A 24,356-nucleotide genomic window follows, 5' to 3' on the forward strand; every position below is an offset into this window, starting at 1 on the left:
TGTATGGACCGACCATCCGGCGCACGCGCGGTCGCGCGTTGCACCGAACTGGGCCGCGCGCCGTATTCCCAGATGGAGGACGGCCTGTTCCGTCCCTATCTCGGCCCGTCCTACCGCGCGACCTGCGACCGGCTGGCGGAATGGATGACGCAGGCGGGCATGACCACCCGCATGGATGCGGCGGGTAACCTGATCGGCCGTTACGCAGGGTTGACCCCCGATGCCCCGTCGCTGCTGATCGGTTCGCATATCGACAGCGTGCGTGATGGCGGTTTTTTCGATGGCATGCTGGGCGTCATCCTCGGGATCGAGGCGGTGGCCCATTTCGCACGGGCGGGAAAGCGCTTTCCCTTCGCGCTGGAAGTCATCGGTTTTGGTGACGAGGAAGGTTCACGCTTTCCCTCCGGCATGCTCACCTCCCATGCCGTAGCGGGCGTGCTGGAAGCGCCCGACCCGGATATGCCCGACTGGGCGGAAACCGCGACACTGGCCACCGCCTTGCAGGAATTCGGGCTGGATGCCGGGCGCATGCACGAAGCATCGCGCCGGGGCGATCCTGTCCTGGCCTATGTCGAGGCGCACATAGAACAGGGGCCGGTTCTGGAATCGGAAGGCCGCGCCCTGGGCGTGGTCAGCGCCATCGCGGCCCAGCACCGCTATCGCGTCACGTATCGTGGCATGGCGGGCCATGCCGGAACGGTGGCCATGCCCCTGCGCCGTGACGCGCTGGCGGGTACGGCGGAAGTCATCCTTGCCGCCGAACGCATTGCGCGCGCGGGCACCGACGGGTTGGTGGCCACGGTCGGTTCGCTGCATGTCATGCCGGGGGCCGCAAATGTGGTGCCGGGGGAAGTGGTGTTCACCGTCGATGTCCGTGCCGGCACCAACGCGGTGCGCGACCGGGCGGCGGAAGAAATCCTCGCCGTGATCCGGCAGGTTGCGGCACGGCGCGATCTGGAACTCGACATTGCCCTGCAGCAGGATCTGGACGCCACGCCCTGCGATCCCGTGCTGACGGAACTTATGGAACAGGCGGTGGGCGATGTCAGCGGTGCGCCCGCGCGCCTGCTGGTCAGCGGTGCGGGGCATGATGCGATGATCATGGCGCATCTGGCCCCGGTATCCATGCTGTTCATCCGCTGTGCAGGCGGGATCAGCCACAACCCGGCCGAATCCGTAACAGATGCGGACACGGACGAAGCCCTGCGCGCGATGACCACTTTTATCGGACTTTTTGAGAGACGTTTCGGATGACCCAGACATTTTACGGCCAGATCAACCCTCCCGCCCGGCTGCTGATGGGGCCGGGACCGGTCAACGCGCATCCGCGCGTGCTGCGCGCCATGGCGGCCGACATGCTGGGCCAGTTCGACCCCGAAATGACGGGTTACATGAACCAGACGATGGACCTCTACCGTCAGGTTTTCATGACCGCAAACCGCTGGACCTTCCTTGTGGACGGCACGGCCCGCGCCGGGATCGAGGCGGCGCTGGTCTCGCTGGTCGAACCGGGGATGAAGCTGCTTGTGGTGCGGGCGGGCCGCTTCGGGCTGCTCCTGTCCGAAATCGCTGCGCGCATCGGGGCGGAAATCGTAACGCTGGACATCCCGTGGGGCGAGGTCGCAACCCCTGAACAGATCGAGGACGCGATCATCACCCACCGCCCGCATGTGCTGGCCTGCATCCATGGCGATACCTCCACCACCATGGCCCAGCCGCTCGATGGCGTGGGCGCGCTGTGCCGTAAATATGACGTGCTGTCCTATGTCGATGCCACGGCGACGCTGGGCGGCATGGCGGTTGCGACCGACCGCTGGGGCGTGGACGTGGTCAGCGGCGGCCTGCAGAAGTGCATGGGCGGACCGCCGGGTTCCGCGCCGATTACCGTATCAGACCGGGCGGCGGCGCATATCTTCTCGCGCCGCCATGTCGAAGCCGGTATCCGGGGCAGCGACACCACCGATGGCGCGCGGGCGCGCATTCCGTCGAACTATCTCGATCTGGCGATGATCATGGATTACTGGTCCGAAAAGCGCCTCAATCACCATACCGAGGCCACCAGCATGCTCTACGCCGCGCGTGAAGCTGCGCGCATCATGGTGGAGGAAGGGCTGGAAAACCGCTTTGCCCGCCATGCCAGCGCATCGCGCGCGATGTGCGCGGGGCTGCGTGCGATGGGTCTGGAACTGTTTGGCAGCGACGCGCACCGCATGACCAACGTGACGGGCGTGTACATTCCCGCCAGCGTCGATGGCGAACGGGTGCGCGGCCGCATGCGCGAGGATTTTGAAATCGAGATCGGCACCGCCTTCGGCCCGCTGCAGGGTAAGGTGTGGCGCATCGGGGCCATGGGCTACAATGCCGAGAAGTCGAAGGTGCTGCTCACCCTCGGCGCGCTCGAAGCCGTGCTGCGTCAGGAGGGCCATGCCTTTACCGCGGGCGCAGGCGTGGATGCGGCGCTTGCCGCCTACAGCGCATGATGAAGGGAGATCACGCCAGTATGTCGCAAGATGCCTATCCGCGTGACCTTGTGGGTTACGCGGGCAACCCGCCGGATGCAAAATGGCCCGGCGGCGCACGGATCGCGGTCCAGTTCGTCATCAATTATGAAGAGGGGGCCGAGAATTCGGTCCTGCACGGGGATCGTGGCTCGGAAGCGTTCCTGTCGGAAATGGTTGGCGCGCAGTCCATCATCGGTGCGCGCGCGATCGCGATGGAAAGCCTGTATGAATACGGATCGCGCGCCGGGTTCTGGCGCCTGCACCGCATCTTTACCCAGCGTCGCCAGCCGCTGACGGTGTTCGGGGTGGCTGCCGCCATGGCGCGCAATCCCGCAGCCGTTGCGGCAATGAAGGATGCAGGCTGGGAAATCGCATCGCATGGGCTGCGCTGGATCGATTACCAGAACGTGCCCGAAGCGGTGGAACGCGCGCATATCGCGGAATGTATCGCCCTGCATACGAAGCTGACCGGTTCGCGCCCGCTGGGGTGGTATCAGGGGCGTACCAGCCCCAATACCGCCCGCCTGATCGCGGAGGAGGGGGGATTTGTCTATGACGCGGATTCCTACGCCGATGACCTGCCTTATTACGACCGCAGCAACGGGCGCGCGCAACTGATCGTGCCCTATACGCTGGACGTGAACGACATGCGGTTCGTGGCGCTCAACGGCTTTACCGAAGGCGAGCAGTTCTTCAACTACCTGCGCGATACCTTCGATGAACTGTATGAGGAAGGGGCCGACAGACCCCGCATGATGTCCGTGGGCCTGCATTGCCGTGTTGCGGGCCGTCCCGGTCGTGCGCGGGCCGTGGCGCGTTTCCTTGACTACATTGCAGCCCGCGAGAAGGTCTGGGTTGCAACGCGGCTGGACATCGCGCGGCACTGGCAGGAAGTACACCCGGCATGAGCGGCGTGATGGATCGGGTGAATGCGTTTTCCGCAGTGCGGTTCGTGGAAATGTTCGGCTCGCTATATGAACATTCCCCCTGGATCGCCCAGCGTGCCTACGCCCATGCGCCTTTTGCCGATGTGCAGGCCATGCAGGCCGCGATGCGCGCGGAACTGGACCGCGCGGATGACGCGGAAAAGATGGCGCTGATCCGCGCCCATCCCGAACTGGCGCAGCGCATGGGCGTGGACCCGACGCTGACATCCGCTTCCGCCGCCGAACAGGCTTCCGCCGGGCTGGACCGGCTGACACCGGAAGAATTTACCCGGTTCCGCGCCCTGAACGATGCTTATGCCGCCAGATTCGGTATTCCGTTCATCATATGCGTGCGCCGGTCGGACAAGGCGGGCATCCTGAACGGGATACAGACACGGCTGGAAAACACGCCGGAAGTGGAACAGCAGACGGCGCTGGCGGAAATCAACAAGATCGCCGCACTCCGTCTTGCGGATGTGCTTGAGCGGATGGAGCATGAGGCATGAGCACACTGTCCACCCACGTCCTTGATCTCGTATCCGGTAAACCTGCTGCCGGGATGGCGGTCAGCCTGTGGGCGGGGCAGGACTGCCTGTTCCGTGGCGTAACCAATGCGGATGGGCGCTGCCCCGAACTCAGCCAGCATACGGGCGAGATGGCGGCAGGGTCCTACCGGCTGGAATTCGCCGTGGCTGATTACTTCCGCGCGCGCGATGTGGCGCTGTCCGATCCGCCATTCCTTGATGTCGTGCCCATTGCCTTTGGCATGGCGCAGGTTCCGGCGGGGGAGAAGGGCGGCCATTATCATGTGCCGCTGCTGGTTTCGCCCTACGGGTTCTCGACCTATCGCGGTAGCTGACAGCCCGCGTTGCGATCCATGAAAAAAGGGCCGTGGCAGATCATGCCACGGCCCTTTTTCATATCCTGCGGCGGACCAGCCGCCGCAGGGACAGGCTGGATCAGACCAGTGCCTGCTTCAGCGCCGCCGTAAGGTCGGTCGTGCTGGCCTTGCCGCCAAGGTCGCCCGTGCGCACCGCGCCGGATGTGATGACCTTCTCGATGGCCTTGTCGATGCGGGTGGCCAGATCCTGACGGCCCACATGCGCCAGCATCATGTTCGCGGCCAGCAGCAGGGAGGTCGGATTGGCCTTGTTCTGGCCCGCGATGTCGGGTGCGGAACCATGCACGGCTTCGAACACGGCAGCCTTTTCGCCAATGTTGGCGCCGGGTGCGAGACCAAGGCCGCCCACAAGACCCGCCGTCAGGTCGGACAGGATATCGCCGAACAGGTTGGTGGTGACGATGCAGTCATACTGCCACGGATCGGTCACAAGCTGCATGGCGCAGGCATCGACGATGCGCTCGTTCACTTCCACGCGGCCTTCATATTCCTTGGCGACCTTGCGGCCTTCTTCCAGGAACAGGCCGGTCAGCAGCTTCAGGATGTTGGCCTTGTGCACCAGGGTCACGCGCTTGCGGTTGTTCTTGACCGCGTATTCGAAGGCGTAACGGACAATGCGGTTGCATTCCGCGCGCGTGGTGTAGCCCGCGCTGGTGGCGATGGCGTGCGGGTCGCCGCCACAGGGAATGTAGTTTTCCATCGCCGCGTAATACCCTTCAAGGTTTTCGCGGAAAATGACGAGGTTGATGTTCTCGAACCGGCCGCCGGGCACGATGGTCTTTGTGGGGCGGACATTTGCGAACAGGCCGAACTCCTGACGCAGTGTGACGTTGATGGACTTGAAGCCACCGCCGACGGGGGTCGTCAGCGGGCCCTTGAGCGCAAGGCCGGTGCGGTGGATGCTTTCGATCGTTTCCTTAGGCAGCGGGCTGCCGGTGGCGTCAAGGGCCGCCATGCCGGCAAGGGCCTTTTCCCATTTGAAGGGGGCGCCAACGGTGTCCAGAATTTCGGTAACGGAGGTGACAATTTCAGGTCCGATCCCATCGCCGGGGATCAGGGTGGCGGGAATTGTTTTTTCTGCTGACATTCTCGAACGTCTCCCATTTTACTTGCTACTGAAATTTATTTCAGCATGCCCACCGGCTTGGCTTGCCCGGTTCGTTGCCGGGTGCCCCGTCGGAACTGGTTAAAAGTCCTAGGCCCCCCGGCCAGATGTGACAATCGGGCCACCGCCGCGCGGCGGTGGTTTTGCAGTCACATTATCCGGCGTGCAGCGGCGCGCAGGCCGCCGTGAGCCATGTACGCGCCGGTGTATCCAGATGTGGCGCGACCTGTTCAAAAACCCGTGCATGATACTGGTCCAGCCATGCGATCTCGCCGGGTTGCAGGCTGGCGGTATCAATCAGCCGCCGGTCAAACGGGGCCAGGGTCAGGGTTTCGAATTCCATGAAGCTGCGCTTTTCCTCCCCGATGGGGCTGGGCTGGACCAGCAACAGGTTTTCCAGCCGTATGCCGAACGCGCCGGGGCGGTAATAGCCCGGTTCATTGGACAGGATCATGCCCGGCTGAAGCTGCACGGGCCGGAAAACGGGGGAAATGTTGGCCGGTCCTTCATGCACGGACAGATAGCTGCCGATGCCGTGGCCGGTGCCATGGTCGTAATCAAGGCCGCCATCCCACAGGGCGTAACGCGCCAGCGCATCCAGCGCATGTCCGGTCACGCCTTTGGGGAAGCGTGCGCGGGCAAGGGCGATGTGACCGCGCAGCACGCGGGTATACGCATTGCGCACATCGTCGTCCGGTGCATCGGGGCCGGTCCAGATGGTGCGCGTGATATCGGTCGTGCCAAAGGGATACTGCGCGCCGCTGTCGATCAGATAGACCTCGTTGGGTCTGATCTTGCGGTCGCTTTCCGGGGTGACGCGGTAATGGATGATGGCCCCGTTTGGTCCGGAACCGGAAATGGCGGGGAAGCTTTCCTCCCTGTAGTCGGGGGAGGCTGCGCGGAAACGGTCAAGCTGGATCGTTGCTTCAAGCTCCGCCGTGCGCGTCGCGTTTTCATCCAGCCAGTGCAGGAAACGGCACATGGCCACGCCATCCGTCAGGTGGGCGCGGCGGCTGCCTTCCTGTTCCACGGGGTTCTTGATCGCCTTGGGCAGCAGGCACGGATCGCCCTTGCGGATTATGGTCGCGCCGGCGTGTTCGAGTATCTGCATGAACCAGATGGCGTTGCTGGCCGGGTCCACCTGCACGCGGGCGGGGGCAAGGGCGCGCAGCGTGTCTTCCAGTGCGGTGGGGGGCTGGATGGTGACATCATCGCCCAGCCACTGCCGGGTCTGGTCTGACAGCTTGGCCGGGTCGATCAGCAGGGTCACGCGCGCATCATCATGCACGATGGCGAAACACAGGCTGAGCGGCGTAAAGGGCACATCGCGCCCGCGGATATTGAGCAGCCACGCGATGGAGGCCGGATCGCTCAGCACCAGCGCGCTCTCGCCCCCGTCGCGCAGGTCACTGGCAATGCGTTCGCGCTTGTCGCGGCTGGACTGTCCGGCCCATTCCTCGGGCTGCGGTACGCAGGGGGTGCAGGGGGCCGCAGGACGGTCGGTCCAGATCGCGTCCACCGGATTGGCGGGCAGGGCAACCATATCCAGTCCGGCATCAAGGAACGGACGCAGCGCGCTTTCGCTGATCAGGCGCGGATCGTAGCCGATTCGCCTGCTGCTGCCGTGGCGGGCCAGCCATGTGGCGGGTGGTGTATCGCGCAGATGCTGGCGCTCCCACGCCGCTGCGTCCACCTGCTGGTCCATCTGGGTGATGTAGCGCCCATCCGAAAATACCGCCGCGCGGTCGGGCAGCACCGCAGCCAGCCCGGCGCTGCCGGTAAATCCGGTCAGCCACGCCAGGCGTTCCGCGCAGGGCGCGACATATTCCCCCAGATGTTCATCGCCGCGCGGCAGAACAAAACCGTCCGCACCCATCTGCTTCAGGACGGCGCGCAGCGCGTCAAGGCGGTTACTGGCCAGTGACATGGAATGATCCTCGTGCGTGGTGAAATCAGGAATGCGACATGATGCGATACATGAACAGCAGGTCCATCCATCGGCCGAATTTGGTGCCGCATTCGGGTATCAGGCCCCCATGCTGGAAGCCAAAGCGTTCATGCAGCAGGCGTGACGCGACATTGGTGGAGGTAATGCCCCCCACCATGACATGCACGTTTTCCGCCATCGCCCGGTCACACAGCGCCTGCAGCAGCGCGCTGCCAATGCCCTGCCGCTTGTAGGCGGGCGCGATATAGACCGAATGTTCGACCGTATGGATGTAGCCAGAAAATGGCCGGAACATTTTCCAGCTACTGTATCCCGCAACACTGCCATTGGGCATTTCCGCCACCAGAACCGGATAGCCGCTGGCCTGACTGGAATGCAGCCATTCCAGCCGCGCGGCTACCGTGGTTTCGTTGGTTTCCCACATGGTGGTGCTGTTGCGGATGGCGTGATTGACGATTTCGACAATCGCCGGAATGTCCGCGTCCGTTGCGTCGCGGATCAGCAGGGCGGGTCTGTCAGCCATGGGGTTTGCGCAGGATCAGTGTGCCCCAGTCTCCCTCGCGCAGATGGCGCTCAAGGACCAGACCATGGCGGCGATGGGCGGCCAGCACCATGCGCACCTGCGTATTGAGCAGGCCGGCCAGTATGGCCGTGCCGCCGGGCAGCAGGTTACGCGCAAGATCGGCCGCCATGCTGCACAGCGGGCGGGCAAGGATATTGGCGAAGACCAGATCATAGGGCGCATGGTGTCGGATGGCGGGGGTGGCCCAGCCATTGCCCAGATGGCAGTCCACCAGATTGCCCAGCCCGTTCATCGCGGCATTGCGACGGGTTACGCGCACGGACCACGGATCGATGTCGGTCGCCAGAACGGGCCGGTGCAGCAGGGCCGCCGCCGCCATGGCCAGGATGCCCGAACCACATCCCAGATCGAGGATACGGCGCGGCTGGCGATAGGCGACCAGTTCCAGCGCGCGCAGGCAGCCGCGTGTCGAACCGTGTTCGCCCGACCCGAAAGCGACGCCCGCGTCCAGGGTTATGGTGATGCGCTGTGGCCGTCCCGCCTGTTCCAGATGCGTGCCGCGTATGGCGAAGCGTCGGCCTGCAAGCTGTTCGGGAAAGGCTTCGTAAGTGCGGGCAAGCCAGCCTTCGGATTCCGTGTGGCTGCGTTCGAGTTCGGCATCGACGCCTGTGGTCAGGCCAGCCACCAGCAGGGCGGCGCGGAGTTCTTCCTCCCCGTTGCCAATATCCTTGACCCCTTCCACACGCCACTGGGTCTGGTTGTCGTCCACTTCGAAAATGCCGATGGTGGTGCAGACGGTGGACAGGGCGGATTCATAGGCTTCGACCGCTTCAGGCGGGACCGTGACCGATATGGTTTCCAGTTCGGTGGCGTGACGCCGGGGGGAAAGGCTCATTTATACCTGCTCAACAAATGTATCGATCACCCGCTTGGGGCCTGCTTTTTCAAAGGCGACTTCCAGCCGGTTTCCCTCGACCGAGGTAATGGTGCCGTAGCCGAATTTCTGGTGAAACACACGCACCCCCACCTTCATGCCCGACGTTGCGGCGGGTTTGGGCGTGATGTCATGCACGCGCCGTGACGCTACCAGCGGGAAGGGCGAACTGCCAAACACGGCGGGGCGGCCAAGGAAGCTGCGGCGGCTGTTGGCCGTATCGCCGGTGCTTTCGATGTGTTCGGCGGGCAGTTCCTCCACAAAGCGGCTGGGAATGGCGGACTGCCAGTTGCCGTAGATGCGGCGGTTGGCGGCGTGGCTTATGATGGCCCTGCGGCGTGCGCGCGTGATGCCGACATAGGCAAGACGGCGTTCCTCCTCCAGTCCCTTGAGGCCACCTTCATCCAGCGTGCGCTGGGAAGGAAAGACCCCTTCCTCCCATCCCGGCAGGAAGACGGTGTCGAATTCCAGCCCCTTCGCGCCGTGCAGGGTCATGATGCTCATGCTGTCCTGACCGGACCGGTCTTCCGTATCCATGACAAGGGCGACGTGTTCGAGAAATCCGCTGAGGGTTTCATAGTCCGCCAGCGAACGGACCAGTTCCTTCAGGTTTTCCAGCCGGCCCGGCGCGTCGGGGGATTTGTCCGCCTTCCACATGTCCACATACCCGCTTTCCTCCAGCAGGTGGTCGATGGCGACGACATGCCCTTCGCGCCCCAGCATTTCGCGCGTGGCGGCAAGGGTCTGCATGAGGGCGGTCAACTGCTCTTTCGATCGGCCCTTGATTTCTCCCTGCGCCAGAAGGTCCAGCACGGCTGCGGTCAGCGGGATTTCGCGTGCGCGGGCATGCATGTGCATTTTCTGCAGCCCCGTCGTGCCCACGCCGCGGCGGGGCACGTTGATGATGCGTTCAAACGCCAGATCATCCGATGGCTGGTTGATGACGCGCATATAGGCGATGGCGTCGCGGATTTCGGCGCGTTCATAAAAACGCAGGCCGCCGACCACGCGATAGGGCAGGCCGAGGGTTATCAGCCGTTCCTCGAACGCGCGGGTCTGGAAACCGGCGCGGACAAGGATGGCGATTTCCGCCATCGGGTGGCCATCGGCGCGCAGGCGTTCGATCTCGGTGCCGACCATGCGGGCCTCGTCGTCCGAGTCCTGTACGGAAATGACGCGGACCTTCTCGCCTTCCGCATCCTCTCGCCCCGGATGCAGCGTCTTGCCCAGCCGCTCCTCGTTATGGGCGATCAGGCCCGATGCCGCAGCCAGTATCTGCCGGGTGGAACGGTAATTCCGCTCCAGCCGCACAACCCGTGCGCCGGGAAAGTCGCGTTCGAAACGCAGGATGTTTTCCACCTCCGCCCCGCGCCATGAATAGATGGACTGGTCATCATCACCCACGCAGCAGATGTTCGATGGCTGGTCCCCCCGGTGGGCCAGCAGGCGCAGCCACAGGTACTGGATGGTGTTGGTGTCCTGATATTCGTCCACCAGGATGTAGCGGAAGAAACGGTGATACTGCGCCAGCACATCGGGCTGTCTGCGCAGGATTTCCGTCATGTGCAGCATCAGGTCGCCAAAATCGCAGGCATTAATCTGGCGCAGCCGGGACTGGTAATCGGTATAGATTTCGGCACAGCGCCCGTTGGCGAAATCCGTATCCTCCGCCGCCGTAATGGCGTCGGGCACAAGCCCGCGGTCCTTCCACCGCTGGATCACGCCCATTATCGCCTGTGGCGGCCAGCGTTTTGTGTCGATGCGGTAGGGTTCGAGCACCTGTTTGAGCAGCCGTAGCTGGTCGTCCGTATCCAGAATGGTGAAACTGCTGGTCAGGCCAACATATTCCGCGTGGCGGCGCAGCATGCGCGCGCACAGCGCATGGAACGTGCCCAGCCACAGCCCTTCCGCCGGTTCGCCCATCAGGGCGCTGACACGTTCGCGCATCTCGCGCGCGGCCTTGTTGGTGAAGGTCACGGCAAGGATCTGGTTCGGTCGCGCGCGGCCCGACAGCAGGATATGCGCGAACCGCGTGGTCAGCACCCGCGTCTTGCCCGTGCCTGCGCCGGCAAGGACCAGTAGCGGGCCATCCGTAGTCTCGATCGCGTCCCGCTGTTCGGGATTGAGACGGCTGAGGTAGTCCGGTTCGCGGCCGGTTGGGATAAGGCTGTCCATCACGCTATCTTCTATAGCAATCCCCGCGTGGGGGAACCAATGCTATCAATTACGCCGCAACAGGACGGGACATGACGGGAAAAAAGCGGTGAAGCAGGCACCTGCCACGAAACATGCGGGTGGAACGGGGCCGGGGGGACATCGTGCCCGCATGCGCGCGCGGATACGCACGGCGGGGGCGGCGTCACTGGCTGATTACGAACTGCTGGAAGTGCTGCTGTTCGCCGCCGTACCCCGGCGCGATACCAAGCCGCAGGCCAAGGCGCTGCTGGCGCATTTCGGTAGTCTGGAAGCCGTGCTGGATGCAGCCCCCGATGCCCTGCGCGCGGCGGGGCTGGGACCGCGCGGGATCGCGGTTCTGGCCTGTCCGGCGCAGGTTGCGTCCCGGCTGGCCCATGGCGACCCGCGCGGGCAGGTGATTTTTACCGATATGGTGGCGGTGCTGGACTATTGCGACCGGCTGCCCGATCCGGATCGTAACCGCAATGGGGTGCGGATGTTCCATCTCGATTCCGCGCGACACATGCTGGCCGATGAACTGGTCATGGATGGAGGGGCTGCGGATATGTGTCGTGCCGTGCTGGCCCGCGCGCTGGAACTGCACGCGGTATCCCTTGTCGCTGTGCGTGATCTTGGCCCGCAGCCACCCCCGGCAGAGGGATGTGCGGGCGACCTGCGCTTCCTGCGCATGCTGCACACCCACGCCCGCCTGCTGGGGATCACGTTTCAGGACTGTCTGGTCCGGGGCGGAGGGAAGACAGTCAGCATGCATCCCTCCATCACGGCCTAACGGTGCGGATGGGCTTCGGCTGCGGCAAACTGCTGACGGATGGCGTCCAGCAGTTCGGAGGGCTGGCTGACCAGTGCGTCCGCACCGGCTTCGGTCAGTTCCTCACGCGAGCCATAACCCCATAATACCCCCAGCGCACGGACATGGTTGGCATGGGCGCCGCTTATGTCGAACCGCCGGTCGCCGATCATAAGTGCATCCTCGCGCCTGACATCATGTTCGCGCAGGAGGGAGGCGATCAGTTCCGGCTTTTCCGCCCCGCTGTCATCCGCCCGTGCGCCGGACAGGCCATCGAAATACTGCACGAGATTGCGCAGGTGCAGGATCTTGCGCGCAAGGTGGCGCGGCTTGGACGTGGCGATGAACAGTCGCACGCCTTCGGCGGACAGGGTCTCGATCACGTTGCGCATATGGTCGAATACGGGGCTTTTGTGCATGCCTTCCGATTCGTAATGCTTGCGATACAGGGCCATGGCCTCCTGCACCCGGTCATCGCCATAATGGGCCAGAACATGACCGATCAGTTCTTCCAGCGGCGGCCCGACCACCCATGTCAGGTCCATGGACATGTCGGGTTCATGCCCCAGGTCGCGCAGCAGGGCGTGGATGGAGTCCACTATGCCATCGCGTGAGCGCACGATGGTTCCATCCAGATCAAAGAGTACGGTATGGGATTTCTGAAAAATCATGCAGGTTCAAAAGCTCCTTGTCCTGTGGGCATCATGCACCATCCATGCGGGATTTGTCCTGAAATTGTTGAGAAGCCACCATTTTGCCCGATAACGCCACGGCGCAGGCCCGACAGCCGCAGGTGGATGGCGCAATCAGCCATGCGGCGGACCTTGCCTTCCTGCGTGATCTGATCCGCACGCTCGATACAGGCCATCCCGCGCCCGACCGCCTTGCGGCCAGCCTGCTGGCGCGTTTCGGGTCGGCGGGCATGGCGCTGTCGGCGCATGTGGGGGCGCTGGATGAAATGGCGGGGCGTGAAACCGCGTTACCGCCTTTTCTGGCCGTGGTGCGTGAACTGGCGCTGCGGCTGTATCGCAGCCGGGTGCGGCGGATGGATATGCTGTCGGGGCAGGACGGGCTGGTGGCCTATCTTCAGGCCTGCATGGGCCATGAAGTGGTCGAACAGTTCCGCGTAATGTTTCTGGATGAGCATTTCCGCCTGCTGGCAGATGACCTGATGGGCACCGGCACGGTCAACCATTCCCCCGTCTACCCGCGTGAAATCATGCGCCGCGCCCTGAAACTGGGGGCCGCGAAACTGGTGCTGGCGCATAATCACCCGGCGGGCAGGCCGGAGCCATCGGGGGCGGATATCGAGATGACAATGCGGATCGTGCAGCTTGGCCGGCTCATGCGGGTTACGGTGCACGATCACATCATTGTCGGAAATGGCCGCGTCCACAGCTTCCGGGCCATGGGGCTGATTACCTAGGCGGCGTTGTCCGCTGCGGTGGCCAGCGGGCCCAAGGCTGCTTCAACACCGAATTCGCCCGGCAGGCTGCCATGGGGAAACAGCACGTTCACATGTCCCATCTTGCGGCCCGGACGTGCTTCGGCCTTGCCGTAATGGTGGGCCAGCAGGCGCGGAGCCGCCATGATCTGCGGCCACAGCGCCATGTCATCCGGCCCGATCAGGTTTTTCATCACTGCGTCACTATGGCGGATCGCAGGGGGCAGGGGCTGGTTGGTTACGGCGCGGACATGCATCTCGAACTGATCCACGGGGCAGGCATTCATGGTCCAGTGGCCGGAATTATGCGGGCGGGGCGCGATTTCGTTCACGCGCAGGCTGCCATCGCGGTCGACAAACATCTCCACGCCCAGCAATCCGATCAGGCCCAGCGCACCTGCAATGCGCCGTGCGAGGTCAACCGCCTGCGCCGCAAGGGCAGGGGAAATGCGGGCCGGGGCAAGGCTCAGGTCCAGAATGCCGTTCCGATGGCGGTTTTCCGTCACGTCGAACGTCGTGATCTCGCCCCGTTCGTTCCGTGCGACCATAACGCTGACTTCACAGGCGAAATGCACCATTCCTTCCGCAACCAGCGGATGGGGGCGCAGACTGTCGAATGCGGCGTCCAGTTCCGATGCGTCGTGAATGCGGGCCTGTCCCTTCCCATCATAACCAAGGCGCGTGGTCTTGAGGATGAAGGGATAGCCCAGTTCTTCCGCTGCCGTGCCCAGATCGGCACGGTCATGCACCCCCCGCCATGGCGCCACCGGAATGTCGTTTTCCGCCATGAAGGTTTTTTCAGCGATGCGGTCCTGACTGATACGCAGGATACGACCGGCGGGATGGACGGGGCGGATGCTGGACAGCAGGTCCAGCCCGTCAGCGCTGATATTTTCAAATTCGAAGGTGATGACATCCACTGCATCGGCGAAGCGGCGCAGGGCGTCATGATCGTCATACCGGCCCAGTGTCACCGCATGGGCGACCTGTGCCGCCGGACCATCGGCTTCCTGTGTCAGGATATGGGCGCGGTAGCCAAGGCGTGCCGCCGCGATGGCCGACATGCGGCCAAGCTGGCCGCCACCGACAATGCCAAGGATGGAACCGGGAGGAAGCGCGCTCATCGAACGGGTTCTTCCGCCACCGCCGCAGTCTGTGCCGCCCGCCATGTAGCCAGCCGCGTGCCCAGCGCCGGGTCGGACAGGGCAAGGATGGAGGCGGCCAGCAGGGCGGCATTGGTCGCTCCCGCCTTGCCGATCGCCAGCGTGCCCACGGGGATGCCACCGGGCATCTGCACGATCGACAGCAGGCTGTCCATGCCCTTGAGCGCGTGGGATTCGACCGGCACGCCCAGAACCGGCAGCGCGGTCCATGCCGCGCACATGCCTGGCAGGTGAGCTGCCCCGCCCGCGCCCGCGATAATGACCGACAGGCCACGCCCCTGCGCCGTTTTGGCATAATCCGCCAGCCGGTCGGGAGTGCGATGGGCGGATACGATGCGCACTTCATGCGCAATGCCCAGCTTTTCCAGCACGCTGGCGGCGTGATGCATGGTTTCCCAGTCGGACTGGCTACCCATGATCAGCCCGACGCGCGGGGCCTGTGTACCGGGGGACGGAAGGGGGGGCTGGCTCACGTTTGGTAACTCTCGTCAGGTATTCAGGCAATGCTGTCGGGGATCAGACGGCTTTCCAGCCATGTGATCTCATCCTTCAGCAGAAGCTTGCGCTTTTTCAGCCGTTGCAGTTGCAGTTGGTCCGTCAGCGCCAACGCCATGCGATTGATGACCGTATCAAGGTCGCGATGTTCACTGCGCAGTTCGTGCAGCTTGCGAAGGAGGGTATCCCGGTCTGTCAGCATGGCGGCTCGTCTGTTAGGTGGACATGGTCACTATCCTAAGCATATCCGCGCCAAAAGGCGAAATGCCAGACGTGCGGCCACTTGGCCTGCAATTTTAGCATGGAATTTGCCGGGCGGTCTGGTCTAGCCTGATCGGGTCGTAGCAAAGACGCTGGAGGGTTCCATGTCGTACGAAGCGCGTATCAACAGCCTCAAATCACGCCATGCGCGGCTTGATGCCCGCATTTTTGATGAAGATCGCAGACCTTCACCCGATGAAGTCGCCATCCGGCGGCTCAAGCTTGAAAAGCTGCGTCTCAAGGAAGAAATCGAACGCCTCGTCAGACTGGGCTGACAGGAAACAGGCCGCCCGGTGGTGCCGGGCGGCCATGACCTGTCAGGTCAGATGCCGTTCTCGCCGTCGTCATCAAGTTCCAGCGGCGGCGGGACGGCCTGACCTTCACGCGCAAGGCGTTCATTGGCGGCCGCCACCATGGCGTTCAGGTCCGTCTGGCTGCACAGGCCCAGCGTTACCGGGTCGCGCGGCTTGATGTTGGGGCTGTTCCAGTGCTGCTTGGTGCGCACCTTTTCAATGGTGTCCTTGGTCGTGCCGAGCAGCTTGCTCGTCTGCTGTTCAGACAACTGCGGGAAGTTGCGCAGGATGAACGCGATCGCGTCAGGGCGGTCATTGCGCTTGGCGACCGGCGTATAACGCGCGCCCTTGGAGCGACGGTTGATCGGGTTGGCGGGCGGCAGGATCTTGAGACGGGACTCAGGATCTTTTTCGCAACGGTCGATTTCCGCCTGCGTAAGCTGGTGGTTGGCAATCGGGTCATAACCCACGATTCCCTGCGCCACTTCCCCATCGGCGATCGCCTGTACTTCTAGGGGGTGCATTCCGCAGAATTCGGCAATCTGGGTAAACGTCAGCGCCGTCTTTTCAATAAGCCACACGGCGGTTGCCTTGGGCATCAGGGGCAGGGCAGTCATTATCAGTCAGGTCCTACAGCGTGTGGCGCCACACGCAGGCACCTGAAAGGGTGTTTGAACCGGTCCCATCCCGAAGCTGGGACCGTGCGTACCTGCTGGCGCGCCAGAAACAGAAAACACTCGTGGAAGTGATATGAAGGTTGCGGGCGGTAAAGGTCAAGACTTCAATCGGTTCGCGGGGAATGTTTCATCCCGATAAAAACGGGGGCGGACCAGTGGCCCGCCCCCGCAGTTGCAGATGGTGATGGATTACAGTGCGCAGCCAGCCACCGGCGGTGAAGCGCAGGCCGCTGCCGCCACATGGGGCGCGATCCCTTCGGGCTGCGTCTCGACCGCTTCGGTCCGGGCTTCGGCTGTTGCGTCCTGTCCCGTCACGCTCCGGCCCGATGAAATGGGGATGCGGCGCGGCTTGAGGGCTTCAGGCACGATCTGGCGCACGGCGATGCGCAGCAGCCCGTTCGTCAGGTCCGCCTTTTCCACCACGACATGATCCGCCAGCACGAAGCGGCGTTCAAATGCGCGCGTGGCGATGCCGCGATACAGCATTTCGCGTTCCTGCGCCGGTTCGCCCACGCGTCCTGCTACGATAAGGGTATTGTCCTGCACGGTCAGTTCGATGTCATCGGGGCCAAAACCGGCCACGGCCATCGTCAGCGTGTACTGCGCGTCGGACAGTTTTTCGATGTTATAGGGGGGATAGGATGAACTGACCGGATTCTGTGTCGCCGTATCGACAAGCTGGGCCAGACGGTCAAATCCGATGGCGCTGCGGAACAGCGGCGCGAAGTCGTAAGCCATGACTGAAACCTCCATGATGCAAGGTCTGCTGCGTTGTGGTCCCTCGGTCGAGCGGACCATGATGTCGGAATGATACGCGGACCCGCATGGGCATCCGCGTAATCCAGACATGGGAATGCCCGGCCCCCCGTTCAAGGGACCGGGCATTTCCGGCAACAGCAGACTGTGTCTGGTGGAGGCGCGGGCGATCAGCCCTTCTTGCGCTGGCCCAGTGCACCGAACTTCTTGTTGAACTTCGCAACCTGGCCCCCGGTGTCCATCATGCGCTGCACGCCGGTCCAGGCCGGATGGGACTTCGGGTCGATGTCCAGACGCAGCGTATCACCGGGCTTCCCGTAGCAGGAACGGGTGGTGTACTCGGTGCCATCGGTCATGATGATGTTGATTTCGTGGTAGTCGGGGTGGATGCCGGATTTCATTTCAACTAACTTTCACGCTGGGCCCACCGATGCCGACCGGGGGCGTTATGTGGGCAGGCGTATAGACGACAAGGGATGGCAAGATCAACACCCGATGGCGAAAAAGCTCGATTCCTAGCTTATCGGGTCCAGTGTTACCGCGTTGCATCAGGTTGAGGAAATGGAAAGGAAGACTGGCGATATTCAGTCGTCATGATGTCATGACATTGCTAGACCTGAGTGGTCTTCTTTAAAACAAAGGATTGGTAACAATGGCAAAGCTGCCGGATCACGTACCTGAACTGCACGTCAAGGACATTCATATGCCGGGCTGGCTGGGCGAATTCCGTTCGTTTCTCATGCGCGGCAATGTGGTTGACCTTGCCGTTGGTGTGATTGTAGGTGCCGCGTTTACCGCCATCGTGAACAGCCTGGTCAAGGATGTGTTCACCCCGGTTCTGGGACTGCTGATCGGCGGTATCGATTTTACGAACCTGTTCATCACCCTGCGCGGTCCGCATCTCGCAACCCTGGCCGATGCACAGAAGGCTGGCGCGGTTACGATCAATATCGGGCTGTTCCTTAACGCGGTGATCCAGTTTGTCATCATCGGCTTCGTCATTTTCTGGGTCGTGAAGGCCATCAACCGCCTGACGGTGAAGAAAGAGGCCGAGAAGCCCGCCGCCCCCGCTGCGCCCCCGCGCAACGAAGTGCTGCTTCAGGAGATTCTTGAGGTGCTGAAGGCGGACGCCGCGCAGAAGCCGACCGGTTCCACCACGGTCTGATCCTTATCATCGGACTGCAAGGCGGGTGCCCGGGATCGGGCCCCGTCTTTTTTTTGCCTTACCGACCTGCCCTTGTCCGGATGACGTGACTGCCCAATATCCCCCGGTGTGTTAGGGTGACAGCCTTATGACTGATTTTGTTCGATATGTTCGCCGCGGTCTGCTGGCGTGCGCGGCGGCTGGCCTTCTGGCCGGCTGTCAGGCCGCGCCACGGCAGGAACTGTCCAGCCTGCCCCCGCCGGCGCAGGACTACCTGCTGATTTCGTCCTATTTCATGGCGGAAGGCGGTCTGGTCAGCCGCCTGCAGGATGGCGGCCTGTCGGGACAGCAGGTGTATGACATGGCGGTCTCGCTCAAATACGGCAAGCGGATGCTCATGACGGCGCTGCTCAAGCCGTCGCGCCGGGCGCGGCATAATGTGGAGATGGCGGTGGCCCTGATGGTGGCGTGCAGCAATCAGCCGGACCCGAGCACGCTGAACGGCGCGGTGCTGTCACGCTGCATCCCCGATACAATGGCGCCCCCGGTCCCAATGACGAAGGGGCAGGTCCCGCCGCAAGCGACAGCTCCCGCCCCCCGATAGAAGAGATGGACCCGCACCCTGTTCGGTGCGGGCAAAAGGGTCCGTCAGGACGTGCGTGCAGGCGGACGGGCATCCCGGCGCAGGCGCTTTTCTCCCAGCAGCAGCAGGATCGGTGCTGCGATGAAGATGGAGGAGGACGTCCCCACCACAATCCCGAACAGCATGACCCATGCGAAGCCCGACAGGCTGGCCCCGCCAAACAGCGCCAGCGGCAGGGCGGCAAGGAACACGGTCGATGACGTGCCCAGCGTGCGGCTGAGGGTTTCGTTGATCGACAGGTCGATCAGTTCCGCCAGCGGCATGGTCCGGTATTTGCGCAGGTTTTCACGCACGCGGTCATAGACCACCACCTTGTCGTTGGTGGAATAGCCCAGAATGGTCAGGATTGCCGCGACCATCACCAGATCGAATTCGAAATGCGTCAGGACAAGGAAGCCGATGGCCTTGGTCAGGTCCAGCACCAGCGTAACTACTGCGCTGACCGCGAACTCCCATTCAAAGCGGAACCAGATATAGGCCAGGATCATGAGCAGGCTGAGCCCCAGGGCCAGCATGCCGTTGCGGAACAGTTCAGCCGAAACCGAAGCCCCCACCGCATCCGCCCGCAGTACCTGCGCACCGGGCAGGGTGGTGATGGCCTGCCGGACCGAATCGACCAGTGCCTGCGTGCGGGCTTCATGGTCGGGTTCGCTTGCAGGCGGGGTGTCGAGGCGGATCAGCACGTCATCCGGGCCGCCAAAGGACTGCACGCCTGCCGCCGCCACATGCTGGGCCGCAAGGGCTGCGCGGATGGCGTTGAAATCCGCCGGTCCCTGCGTGCGGGCTTCCACCACGATGCCGCCCCGGAAATCCAGCCCCAGCGTAAGGCCGGGATGGAAGAACAGGATCAGCGAGGCGATGGACAGCACCGCCGATGTTGCAAGGCCGATGAAGCGGCCGCGCATGAAGTTGATTCTGGTGCCGTTAGGCACAAACCGCAGAAGGGGACGATCAAACATCATTCAGCGCGCCTCAGACCGGCAGGGTGCTGGGGCGTGTGCGGGCATACCAGCGCACCATCAGCATCCGGGATAGAAGAAGGGTGGTGAACAGGGTGGTCACGATACCGATGGTGATCGTCAGCGCGAAACCGCGCACCGGGCCTGTTCCGAAAACGAACAGCATCACATGCGCCAGCAGCGCGGTGGCGTTACTGTCCACGATGGTGGAGGTCGCGCGCTCGAAACCGGCCTGCATGGCCTGCAATGCGCTGCGCCCGCGGGCGACTTCCTCGCGGATGCGTTCATTGATCAGGATGTTGGCGTCCACCGCCATGCCCAGGGTCAGCAGCATGCCCGCCATGCCCGGCAGGGTCAGCGTGGCTTCGAACAGGGACAGGATGGCCGTCATCAGCACCAGATTGGCCAGCAGGGCGATGTTGGCGTACCAGCCAAACCGCCCATAGAACAGCGCCATGAACGCGATCACCAGCACGAAGCCCGCAGCAAGGCTGTAGCCGCCCGCGCGGATCGAATCAGCACCGAGCGACGGTCCGATGGAACGCTGCTCGATTACGTTCAGGGGGGCGGGCAGTGCGCCCGCGCGCAGCAGCAGGGCGATGTCGGTGGCCTGCTGGGCGGTGAAGCTGCCGGTGATCTGGCCATTGCCGCCGGTAATGGCGGTGCGGATGACCGGGGCCTCGATTACCTTGTTATCCAGCACGATGGCGAAGCGTTTGCCCACATTGGCGCGCGTGACCGCGCCGAATTCCTGCGCGCCCGTCGAATCGAAGGTGAAGTTCACCGCCCATTCGCCACTCTGCTGGTCGATCGCCGCACTGGCGTTGGTCAGGTCCGCGCCGTCCACATCAACATGGGTGAAGACCGGCAGCGTGCCCTGTCCGTCGCTCATCGGCACCATTTCCACGCCTGGCGGGGGAACGGCGGAACCGATGGCGGAATCGGACACCAGATGGAATGTCATCTTGGCTGTGGTGCCCAGCAGTTTCTTGACCCGCTCGGGATCGCTGATGCCGGGCAGTTCCACGATGATCCGGTCTTCGCCCTGACGGGTGATTTCCGGGTCGATGGCGCCCGTCGCGTCAATACGGCGGCGCACGATCTCGATGGACTGGGTAACGGCGTCATATGCGCGCTGGCGGGCGGCATCAGGCGACAGGGCGATGATGATCTGGCCACCTTCACCCTGATCGACGCTGAACTCCCCCGGTACGTTCATGGGCATCGCGCGCAGGGCCTTGAGGTCCTGCGGTGCCTCCTCCGGTGCGCGGGGGGTGAAGGTGACGCCGCGCGCGGTGGTGGTGAGGTTGCGATACCCCAGACCGGCCTTGAGCAGGGTCTGGCGTGTTTCATCCTGCAGCCCGCGCAGCCTGTCGGCGGCGACGCTGTTCATGTCCACCTGCAGCAGCAGGTATGAACCGCCCCGCAGGTCAAGGCCCAGATGGATCTGGCGCCAAGGGAGGGACGGGACGGGCTGGCGGATGACATTGGGCAGGCACAGCGCCAGCCCGATCAGACATATGCCAATGACCGAAGCCATTCTGAGCCGACTGTAATACATCATGACTTGATGGAGAGCTCCCTACGCCCGGCAGAGCCGGTTTCCTTGTCCGGCATGGTCAGTGTCTCATATGCGAATTTCAGTGCGGGAACATGCCGGTCCATGGCCGATGATGCAACCGCTGATGCTTGGTGTGGCGCATGGCCGTTGCCGTTTTGTCGCATTCGCATGGCCGCCCCCGGCACGTCTGCCCCTGCCGGGGGTGGGCGGGGGACATGGCGGCTGCTATCGGTCAGTCAGGAACATGACAGGCAGGAAGCACGGTAATGGGAACAGCGCGCCAGTTACGCATCGGAATTGTGGGGGCCGGGCATTTTGGCCGCTTCCACGCGCTGAAGGTTGCTTCCTCCCCGCGTGAAATCCTGTCGGGCATCCATGATCCCGATCACCGGCGCGCGGCGCAGGTGGCGGCGGAGGCCGGGGGCGCGCCCGTCCTGTCCTATCCCGACCTGCTGGCCTGTTCGGATGCGATTATCGTGGCGGCCCCGGCGGACCATCACTTTGACCTTGCACGGCAGGCGCTGGCGGCGGGACGGCATGTGCTGGTTGAAAAACCCATGGCGGCGACACTGGAACAGGCGGACGAACTGGCGCAACTGGCCCGCCGGCACGCAGTCGTGCTGCAGGTCGGGCATCTGCTGCGTTATTCCGCCGAACACCGCGCCATTACGGAACGCATTTCCCGCCCGCTTTATATCGAGGCCACGCGCATCGCACCCTACAAGCCGCGTGGTACGGATGTTTCGGTCATTCTTGACCTCATGATCCATGATCTTGATCTGGTCCTGGCGATTGTGGACAGCCCGATTGAAAGCGTCGATGCGCTGGGGGCGGCTGTCAGTTCCCCGTTCGAGGATATCGCCAATGCCCGCGTGCGTTTTGAAAACGGATGTGTCGCCACCATTGCCGCCAGCCGCATTTCCCTCAAGACCGAGCGGCGGATGCGCGTCTTTTCGCAGGAAGGCTATCTGTCAGCGGATTTCGTCAAACGCGAACTGACCATGATCGGGCGCGAACGTGGCCTGCCGCTGCCGGGCACTGGCGGGTTCCGGCGCGAATCCGTTACATGGCGCGATCATGACACCCTTGCTGCCGAACATGCCGCCTTCGCCGCATCGTGCCTTGATGGCGCGCCCGTTCTGGTCGATGCCACGGCAGGCCGCCGCGCGCTTGCGGCGGCGCTGGCCGTAACGCAGGGGATCGCCGCCACCCGCGCGCGGATGGAGGCATCGGGCCTGATCATTCCCCCCGGTCAGGAAGACTGAAGCGTCTCGCGCAGCATTTCCAGTTCCAGCCAGCGTTCTTCCGCCGCCGTCAGGTCCGCCTGCGCTTTTTCCAGCGCGCCTGTTGCGGCGGCAAAGGCGGCGGCATCGCGTGCATACAGGCCCGGATCGGCCAGAATGGCGCGCAGCCGTTCGATTTCCGCCTCCAGCGATTCCATCTGGCCCGGCAGCCGTTCCAGCGCCAGCTTGTCCTTGTACGACAGTTTACGCGCGGGCTGGCGTGGTGAAGGGGACGGCGTGACATCGGTCGTGGCAGCGGGAGTGGTGGAGGGTGCGTCCACACGGTCCTGCCTGGGTCGCGCGGCCAGCGTGGTATCGCGGCGCTGCGCCAGCATGTCGCTGTAGCCGCCAGCATATTCCAGCCACCTGCCGCCACCTTCCGCCATCAGGATGGAAGAGGCCACCCGGTCCAGAAAATCACGGTCATGGCTGACCAGCAGCACCGTGCCGGAATAGCTGGCCAGCATGTCCTGCAGCAGGTCGAGCGTTTCCAGATCAAGATCGTTGGTCGGCTCATCCAGTACCAGCAGGTTGGATGGCTGGGCCAGCGCGCAGGCCAGCATGAGCCGCCCGCGTTCCCCGCCAGACAGCACGCCGACAGGCGTGCGCGCCTGTTCGGGACGGAACAGGAAGTCCTTCATGTAACCGATGACATGGCGTTTTTCGGTGCCGACCTGCACCATGTCGCCGCCACCGCCGGTCAGCGTATCGGACAGGGTGGCGTTGGGGTCGAGCGTGCGGCGCTGCTGGTCCAGTGTAACCACGGACAGGGCGCTGCCGATATTGATCGTGCCCGAATCAGGCTGGTCCTGCCCCGTCAGCAGACGCAGCAGGGTACTCTTGCCCGCGCCATTGGCGCCAACGATGCCCAGCCGGTCCCCGCGCAGGACGCGCAGATCCAGATCGCGCACCACCGGATGCGCCGGGTCATAGGCACGGCAGACATCTTCCGCCACGGCGACAAGCTTGCCCGACAGGTCGCTTTCCCGTGCTTCCATCTTCAGGCCGCCCTGCGGACGGATGGCAGTGCGCCGGTTCTGGCGCAGGGTGGCCAGTTCGGCCACGCGGCGGACGTTGCGCTTGCGGCGCGCGGTCACGCCGTAGCGCATCCAGTCTTCTTCACGCGCGATCTGGCGGTCGAGCTTGTGGCTGTCGCGCTCTTCCTGTTCCAGCACTTCCTCGCGCCATGTCTCGAAACGCGCGAAGCCCTGATCCAGCCTGCGGGTGACACCACGATCAAGCCAGACGACGGAGCGCGAAAGCGTCTGGAGCAGTCGCCGGTCATGGCTGATGATCACCATGGCGGAGGACAGCGAAAGCAGTTCGCGTTCCAGCCATTCAATGGTGGGCATGTCCAGATGGTTGGTGGGTTCGTCCAGCAGCAGCAGGTCAGGCTCGGGTGCGAGTGCGCGCGCCAGCGCGCAGCGCCGCGCTTCCCCGCCCGACAGCGTGGACGGGTCTTCCGTGCCGTTCAGGCCCAGTTCGGTCAGCAGCAGTTCCGCCCGGTATTCCGGGTCCCCCGGCCCCATGCCCGCACGCACGTAATCCAGCGTGGTGGCGAAGCCGGACAGGTCGGGTTCCTGCGGCAGATAGCGCATGGTGGTGCCGGGCTGGACGAAGCGGGTGCCGTCATCGGCCTGTATCTCACCCGCCGCGATGCGCAGCAGGGTGGACTTGCCGCAGCCATTGCGACCGACAAGGCAGATGCGTTCGCCCGGCCCCACGCCAAAGCCCGCGCCATTGAGCAGCGGCGCACCGCCGAGGGTCAGGGTAATATCCTGAAGGAGAAGAAGGGGAGGAGAGGCCATTCCCGCTTATGTCTCCACTACCGCCCCGTGTGCAAGGTCAGTGTGGGT

The 24,356-nt window shown here is 63.7% G+C and carries 26 protein-coding genes; 11 read left to right on the forward strand and 15 right to left on the reverse strand.

Annotation, left to right across the window (positions count from 1 at the left end):
* The first annotated feature begins 3 nt into the window (after positions 1-3).
* The 5 genes from KSAC_RS13330 to uraH are packed head-to-tail and all read left to right on the forward strand — an operon-like array spanning position 4 to position 4,286.
* Positions 4-1,254: an allantoate amidohydrolase gene (locus KSAC_RS13330; protein WP_132305796.1), complete on the forward strand. Its 1,251-nt coding sequence runs from the start codon at positions 4-6 to the stop codon at positions 1,252-1,254.
* Entirely contained in the window at positions 1,251-2,480 is a 1,230-nt protein-coding gene (locus tag KSAC_RS13335; RefSeq protein WP_118962396.1) for a pyridoxal-phosphate-dependent aminotransferase family protein, read from the forward strand. The genes KSAC_RS13330 and KSAC_RS13335 overlap by 4 nt, the downstream gene beginning before the upstream one ends.
* A 20-nt stretch (positions 2,481-2,500) precedes the next feature.
* On the forward strand, positions 2,501-3,409 hold the full coding sequence (puuE, locus tag KSAC_RS13340) for an allantoinase PuuE (protein WP_110548128.1): 909 nt from the start codon (positions 2,501-2,503) through the stop codon (positions 3,407-3,409).
* Positions 3,406-3,933, forward strand: coding sequence for a 2-oxo-4-hydroxy-4-carboxy-5-ureidoimidazoline decarboxylase (gene uraD, locus KSAC_RS13345; protein ID WP_243705227.1), 528 nt, complete (start codon positions 3,406-3,408; stop codon positions 3,931-3,933). The genes puuE and uraD overlap by 4 nt, the downstream gene beginning before the upstream one ends.
* Positions 3,930-4,286 carry a hydroxyisourate hydrolase gene (gene uraH, locus KSAC_RS13350; protein ID WP_132305798.1) on the forward strand — a complete coding sequence of 119 codons (357 nt, stop codon included), beginning with the start codon at positions 3,930-3,932 and terminating at the stop codon, positions 4,284-4,286. Before uraD ends, uraH begins: the two co-directional genes overlap by 4 nt.
* Positions 4,287-4,386: 100 nt before the next feature.
* Here uraH and KSAC_RS13355 read toward each other — a convergent pair whose 3' ends face one another.
* The 5 genes from KSAC_RS13355 to KSAC_RS13375 form a co-directional block, all read right to left on the reverse strand.
* Entirely contained in the window at positions 4,387-5,415 is a 1,029-nt protein-coding gene (locus KSAC_RS13355; RefSeq protein ID WP_102324486.1) for an isocitrate/isopropylmalate dehydrogenase family protein, read from the reverse strand.
* Positions 5,416-5,587: 172 nt separating this feature from the next.
* Positions 5,588-7,360, reverse strand: a complete 1,773-nt coding sequence (locus tag KSAC_RS13360) for an aminopeptidase P family protein (RefSeq protein WP_132305800.1) — start codon at positions 7,358-7,360, stop codon at positions 5,588-5,590.
* Between the two features lie 25 nt (positions 7,361-7,385).
* Complete coding sequence (locus KSAC_RS13365) at positions 7,386-7,904, reverse strand: GNAT family N-acetyltransferase (protein WP_132305802.1); 519 nt, start codon at positions 7,902-7,904, stop codon at positions 7,386-7,388.
* Complete coding sequence (locus tag KSAC_RS13370; RefSeq protein WP_102324483.1) at positions 7,897-8,799, reverse strand: 50S ribosomal protein L11 methyltransferase; 903 nt, start codon at positions 8,797-8,799, stop codon at positions 7,897-7,899. The genes KSAC_RS13365 and KSAC_RS13370 overlap by 8 nt, the downstream gene beginning before the upstream one ends.
* Positions 8,800-11,013, reverse strand: coding sequence for an ATP-dependent helicase (locus KSAC_RS13375; protein ID WP_132305804.1), 2,214 nt, complete (start codon positions 11,011-11,013; stop codon positions 8,800-8,802).
* An 88-nt stretch (positions 11,014-11,101) separates the two neighbouring features.
* Here KSAC_RS13375 and KSAC_RS13380 point away from each other — a divergent pair, with 88 nt between their 5' ends.
* Positions 11,102-11,803, forward strand: a complete 702-nt coding sequence (locus KSAC_RS13380; protein ID WP_243705228.1) for a JAB domain-containing protein — start codon at positions 11,102-11,104, stop codon at positions 11,801-11,803.
* Here the strand turns inward: KSAC_RS13380 and KSAC_RS13385 are convergent.
* Positions 11,800-12,492, reverse strand: a complete 693-nt coding sequence (locus tag KSAC_RS13385) for an HAD hydrolase-like protein (protein ID WP_102324481.1) — start codon at positions 12,490-12,492, stop codon at positions 11,800-11,802. The two genes, KSAC_RS13380 and KSAC_RS13385, sit on opposite strands and share 4 nt — an antisense overlap.
* Before the next feature lie 83 nt (positions 12,493-12,575).
* On the opposite strand from KSAC_RS13385, the gene KSAC_RS13390 reads away from it, so the two are divergent.
* The gene (locus tag KSAC_RS13390; protein ID WP_102324480.1) at positions 12,576-13,247 is read left to right on the forward strand and encodes a JAB domain-containing protein; all 672 of its coding nucleotides are present in this window, start codon (positions 12,576-12,578) and stop codon (positions 13,245-13,247) included.
* Here the strand turns inward: KSAC_RS13390 and KSAC_RS13395 are convergent.
* From KSAC_RS13395 to KSAC_RS13405, 3 genes are read right to left on the reverse strand one after another with little or no spacing between them, the layout of a single operon-like run.
* Positions 13,244-14,389 carry a 5-(carboxyamino)imidazole ribonucleotide synthase gene (locus tag KSAC_RS13395; RefSeq protein ID WP_118962393.1) on the reverse strand — a complete coding sequence of 382 codons (1,146 nt, stop codon included), beginning with the start codon at positions 14,387-14,389 and terminating at the stop codon, positions 13,244-13,246. The two genes, KSAC_RS13390 and KSAC_RS13395, sit on opposite strands and share 4 nt — an antisense overlap.
* A complete protein-coding gene (purE, locus tag KSAC_RS13400; RefSeq protein WP_132305806.1) occupies positions 14,386-14,901 on the reverse strand; it encodes a 5-(carboxyamino)imidazole ribonucleotide mutase in 516 nt (171 codons plus the stop codon). Before purE ends, KSAC_RS13395 begins: the two co-directional genes overlap by 4 nt.
* 23 nt (positions 14,902-14,924) lie before the next feature.
* Positions 14,925-15,125 carry a YdcH family protein gene (locus tag KSAC_RS13405; RefSeq protein WP_102324477.1) on the reverse strand — a complete coding sequence of 67 codons (201 nt, stop codon included), beginning with the start codon at positions 15,123-15,125 and terminating at the stop codon, positions 14,925-14,927.
* Positions 15,126-15,288: 163 nt separating this feature from the next.
* Between KSAC_RS13405 and KSAC_RS13410 the strand changes: the two genes are divergently transcribed.
* On the forward strand, positions 15,289-15,459 hold the full coding sequence (locus KSAC_RS13410) for a YdcH family protein (protein ID WP_102324476.1): 171 nt from the start codon (positions 15,289-15,291) through the stop codon (positions 15,457-15,459).
* Positions 15,460-15,506: 47 nt separating this feature from the next.
* Here the strand turns inward: KSAC_RS13410 and KSAC_RS13415 are convergent, their stop codons facing one another.
* From KSAC_RS13415 to rpmE, 3 genes are all read right to left on the reverse strand, one after another.
* Positions 15,507-16,094 (reverse strand): DUF1013 domain-containing protein, encoded by a 588-nt coding sequence (locus KSAC_RS13415; RefSeq protein ID WP_102324475.1) that lies wholly within the window; start codon positions 16,092-16,094, stop codon positions 15,507-15,509.
* A gap of 249 nt (positions 16,095-16,343) precedes the next feature.
* Positions 16,344-16,892 (reverse strand): Hsp20 family protein, encoded by a 549-nt coding sequence (locus KSAC_RS13420; protein ID WP_132305808.1) that lies wholly within the window; start codon positions 16,890-16,892, stop codon positions 16,344-16,346.
* Between the two features lie 188 nt (positions 16,893-17,080).
* The gene (rpmE, locus tag KSAC_RS13425; RefSeq protein ID WP_102324473.1) at positions 17,081-17,311 is read right to left on the reverse strand and encodes a 50S ribosomal protein L31; all 231 of its coding nucleotides are present in this window, start codon (positions 17,309-17,311) and stop codon (positions 17,081-17,083) included.
* A 251-nt stretch (positions 17,312-17,562) separates the two neighbouring features.
* Here rpmE and mscL point away from each other — a divergent pair, with 251 nt between their 5' ends.
* Together mscL and KSAC_RS13435 are read left to right on the forward strand one after the other, a co-directional pair.
* Positions 17,563-18,075: a large conductance mechanosensitive channel protein MscL gene (gene mscL / locus KSAC_RS13430; protein WP_102324471.1), complete on the forward strand. Its 513-nt coding sequence runs from the start codon at positions 17,563-17,565 to the stop codon at positions 18,073-18,075.
* A 127-nt stretch (positions 18,076-18,202) separates the two neighbouring features.
* On the forward strand, positions 18,203-18,658 hold the full coding sequence (locus KSAC_RS13435; RefSeq protein WP_132305810.1) for a hypothetical protein: 456 nt from the start codon (positions 18,203-18,205) through the stop codon (positions 18,656-18,658).
* 44 nt (positions 18,659-18,702) lie between these two features.
* Here KSAC_RS13435 and secF read toward each other — a convergent pair whose 3' ends face one another.
* Entirely contained in the window at positions 18,703-19,656 is a 954-nt protein-coding gene (secF, locus tag KSAC_RS13440; protein ID WP_132306291.1) for a protein translocase subunit SecF, read from the reverse strand.
* A gap of 13 nt (positions 19,657-19,669) precedes the next feature.
* Complete coding sequence (secD, locus tag KSAC_RS13445; RefSeq protein ID WP_132305812.1) at positions 19,670-21,220, reverse strand: protein translocase subunit SecD; 1,551 nt, start codon at positions 21,218-21,220, stop codon at positions 19,670-19,672.
* A 263-nt stretch (positions 21,221-21,483) separates the two neighbouring features.
* Between secD and KSAC_RS13455 the strand changes: the two genes are divergently transcribed.
* Entirely contained in the window at positions 21,484-22,482 is a 999-nt protein-coding gene (locus KSAC_RS13455) for a Gfo/Idh/MocA family protein (protein WP_118962388.1), read from the forward strand.
* Here KSAC_RS13455 and KSAC_RS13460 read toward each other — a convergent pair.
* Entirely contained in the window at positions 22,470-24,308 is a 1,839-nt protein-coding gene (locus tag KSAC_RS13460) for an ABC-F family ATP-binding cassette domain-containing protein (RefSeq protein WP_132305814.1), read from the reverse strand. The genes KSAC_RS13455 and KSAC_RS13460 overlap by 13 nt on opposite strands.
* Between the last annotated feature and the right edge of the window lie 48 nt (positions 24,309-24,356).

Origin of the sequence: Komagataeibacter saccharivorans (assembly GCF_004348195.1) — a bacterium.
Taxonomy (GTDB): domain Bacteria; phylum Pseudomonadota; class Alphaproteobacteria; order Acetobacterales; family Acetobacteraceae; genus Komagataeibacter; species Komagataeibacter saccharivorans.

Bases quoted from the DNA above. Each gene is read 5' to 3' on its own strand.
- KSAC_RS13330 (WP_132305796.1), top strand. From the start codon at position 4: ATGGACCGACCATCCGGCGCACGCGCGGTCGCGCGTTGCACCGAACTG.
- KSAC_RS13335 (WP_118962396.1), top strand. From the start codon at position 1,251: ATGACCCAGACATTTTACGGCCAGATCAACCCTCCCGCCCGGCTGCTG.
- puuE (WP_110548128.1), top strand. From the start codon at position 2,501: ATGTCGCAAGATGCCTATCCGCGTGACCTTGTGGGTTACGCGGGCAAC.
- uraD (WP_243705227.1), top strand. From the start codon at position 3,406: ATGAGCGGCGTGATGGATCGGGTGAATGCGTTTTCCGCAGTGCGGTTC.
- uraH (WP_132305798.1), top strand. From the start codon at position 3,930: ATGAGCACACTGTCCACCCACGTCCTTGATCTCGTATCCGGTAAACCT.
- KSAC_RS13355 (WP_102324486.1), bottom strand. From the start codon at position 5,415: ATGTCAGCAGAAAAAACAATTCCCGCCACCCTGATCCCCGGCGATGGG.
- KSAC_RS13360 (WP_132305800.1), bottom strand. From the start codon at position 7,360: ATGTCACTGGCCAGTAACCGCCTTGACGCGCTGCGCGCCGTCCTGAAG.
- KSAC_RS13365 (WP_132305802.1), bottom strand. From the start codon at position 7,904: ATGGCTGACAGACCCGCCCTGCTGATCCGCGACGCAACGGACGCGGAC.
- KSAC_RS13370 (WP_102324483.1), bottom strand. From the start codon at position 8,799: ATGAGCCTTTCCCCCCGGCGTCACGCCACCGAACTGGAAACCATATCG.
- KSAC_RS13375 (WP_132305804.1), bottom strand. From the start codon at position 11,013: ATGGACAGCCTTATCCCAACCGGCCGCGAACCGGACTACCTCAGCCGT.
- KSAC_RS13385 (WP_102324481.1), bottom strand. From the start codon at position 12,492: ATGATTTTTCAGAAATCCCATACCGTACTCTTTGATCTGGATGGAACC.
- KSAC_RS13395 (WP_118962393.1), bottom strand. From the start codon at position 14,389: ATGAGCGCGCTTCCTCCCGGTTCCATCCTTGGCATTGTCGGTGGCGGC.
- KSAC_RS13405 (WP_102324477.1), bottom strand. From the start codon at position 15,125: ATGCTGACAGACCGGGATACCCTCCTTCGCAAGCTGCACGAACTGCGC.
- KSAC_RS13410 (WP_102324476.1), top strand. From the start codon at position 15,289: ATGTCGTACGAAGCGCGTATCAACAGCCTCAAATCACGCCATGCGCGG.
- KSAC_RS13415 (WP_102324475.1), bottom strand. From the start codon at position 16,094: ATGACTGCCCTGCCCCTGATGCCCAAGGCAACCGCCGTGTGGCTTATT.
- KSAC_RS13420 (WP_132305808.1), bottom strand. From the start codon at position 16,892: ATGGCTTACGACTTCGCGCCGCTGTTCCGCAGCGCCATCGGATTTGAC.
- rpmE (WP_102324473.1), bottom strand. From the start codon at position 17,311: ATGAAATCCGGCATCCACCCCGACTACCACGAAATCAACATCATCATG.
- mscL (WP_102324471.1), top strand. From the start codon at position 17,563: ATGGCAAAGCTGCCGGATCACGTACCTGAACTGCACGTCAAGGACATT.
- KSAC_RS13435 (WP_132305810.1), top strand. From the start codon at position 18,203: ATGACTGATTTTGTTCGATATGTTCGCCGCGGTCTGCTGGCGTGCGCG.
- secF (WP_132306291.1), bottom strand. From the start codon at position 19,656: ATGTTTGATCGTCCCCTTCTGCGGTTTGTGCCTAACGGCACCAGAATC.
- secD (WP_132305812.1), bottom strand. From the start codon at position 21,220: ATGATGTATTACAGTCGGCTCAGAATGGCTTCGGTCATTGGCATATGT.
- KSAC_RS13455 (WP_118962388.1), top strand. From the start codon at position 21,484: ATGGGAACAGCGCGCCAGTTACGCATCGGAATTGTGGGGGCCGGGCAT.
- KSAC_RS13460 (WP_132305814.1), bottom strand. From the start codon at position 24,308: ATGGCCTCTCCTCCCCTTCTTCTCCTTCAGGATATTACCCTGACCCTC.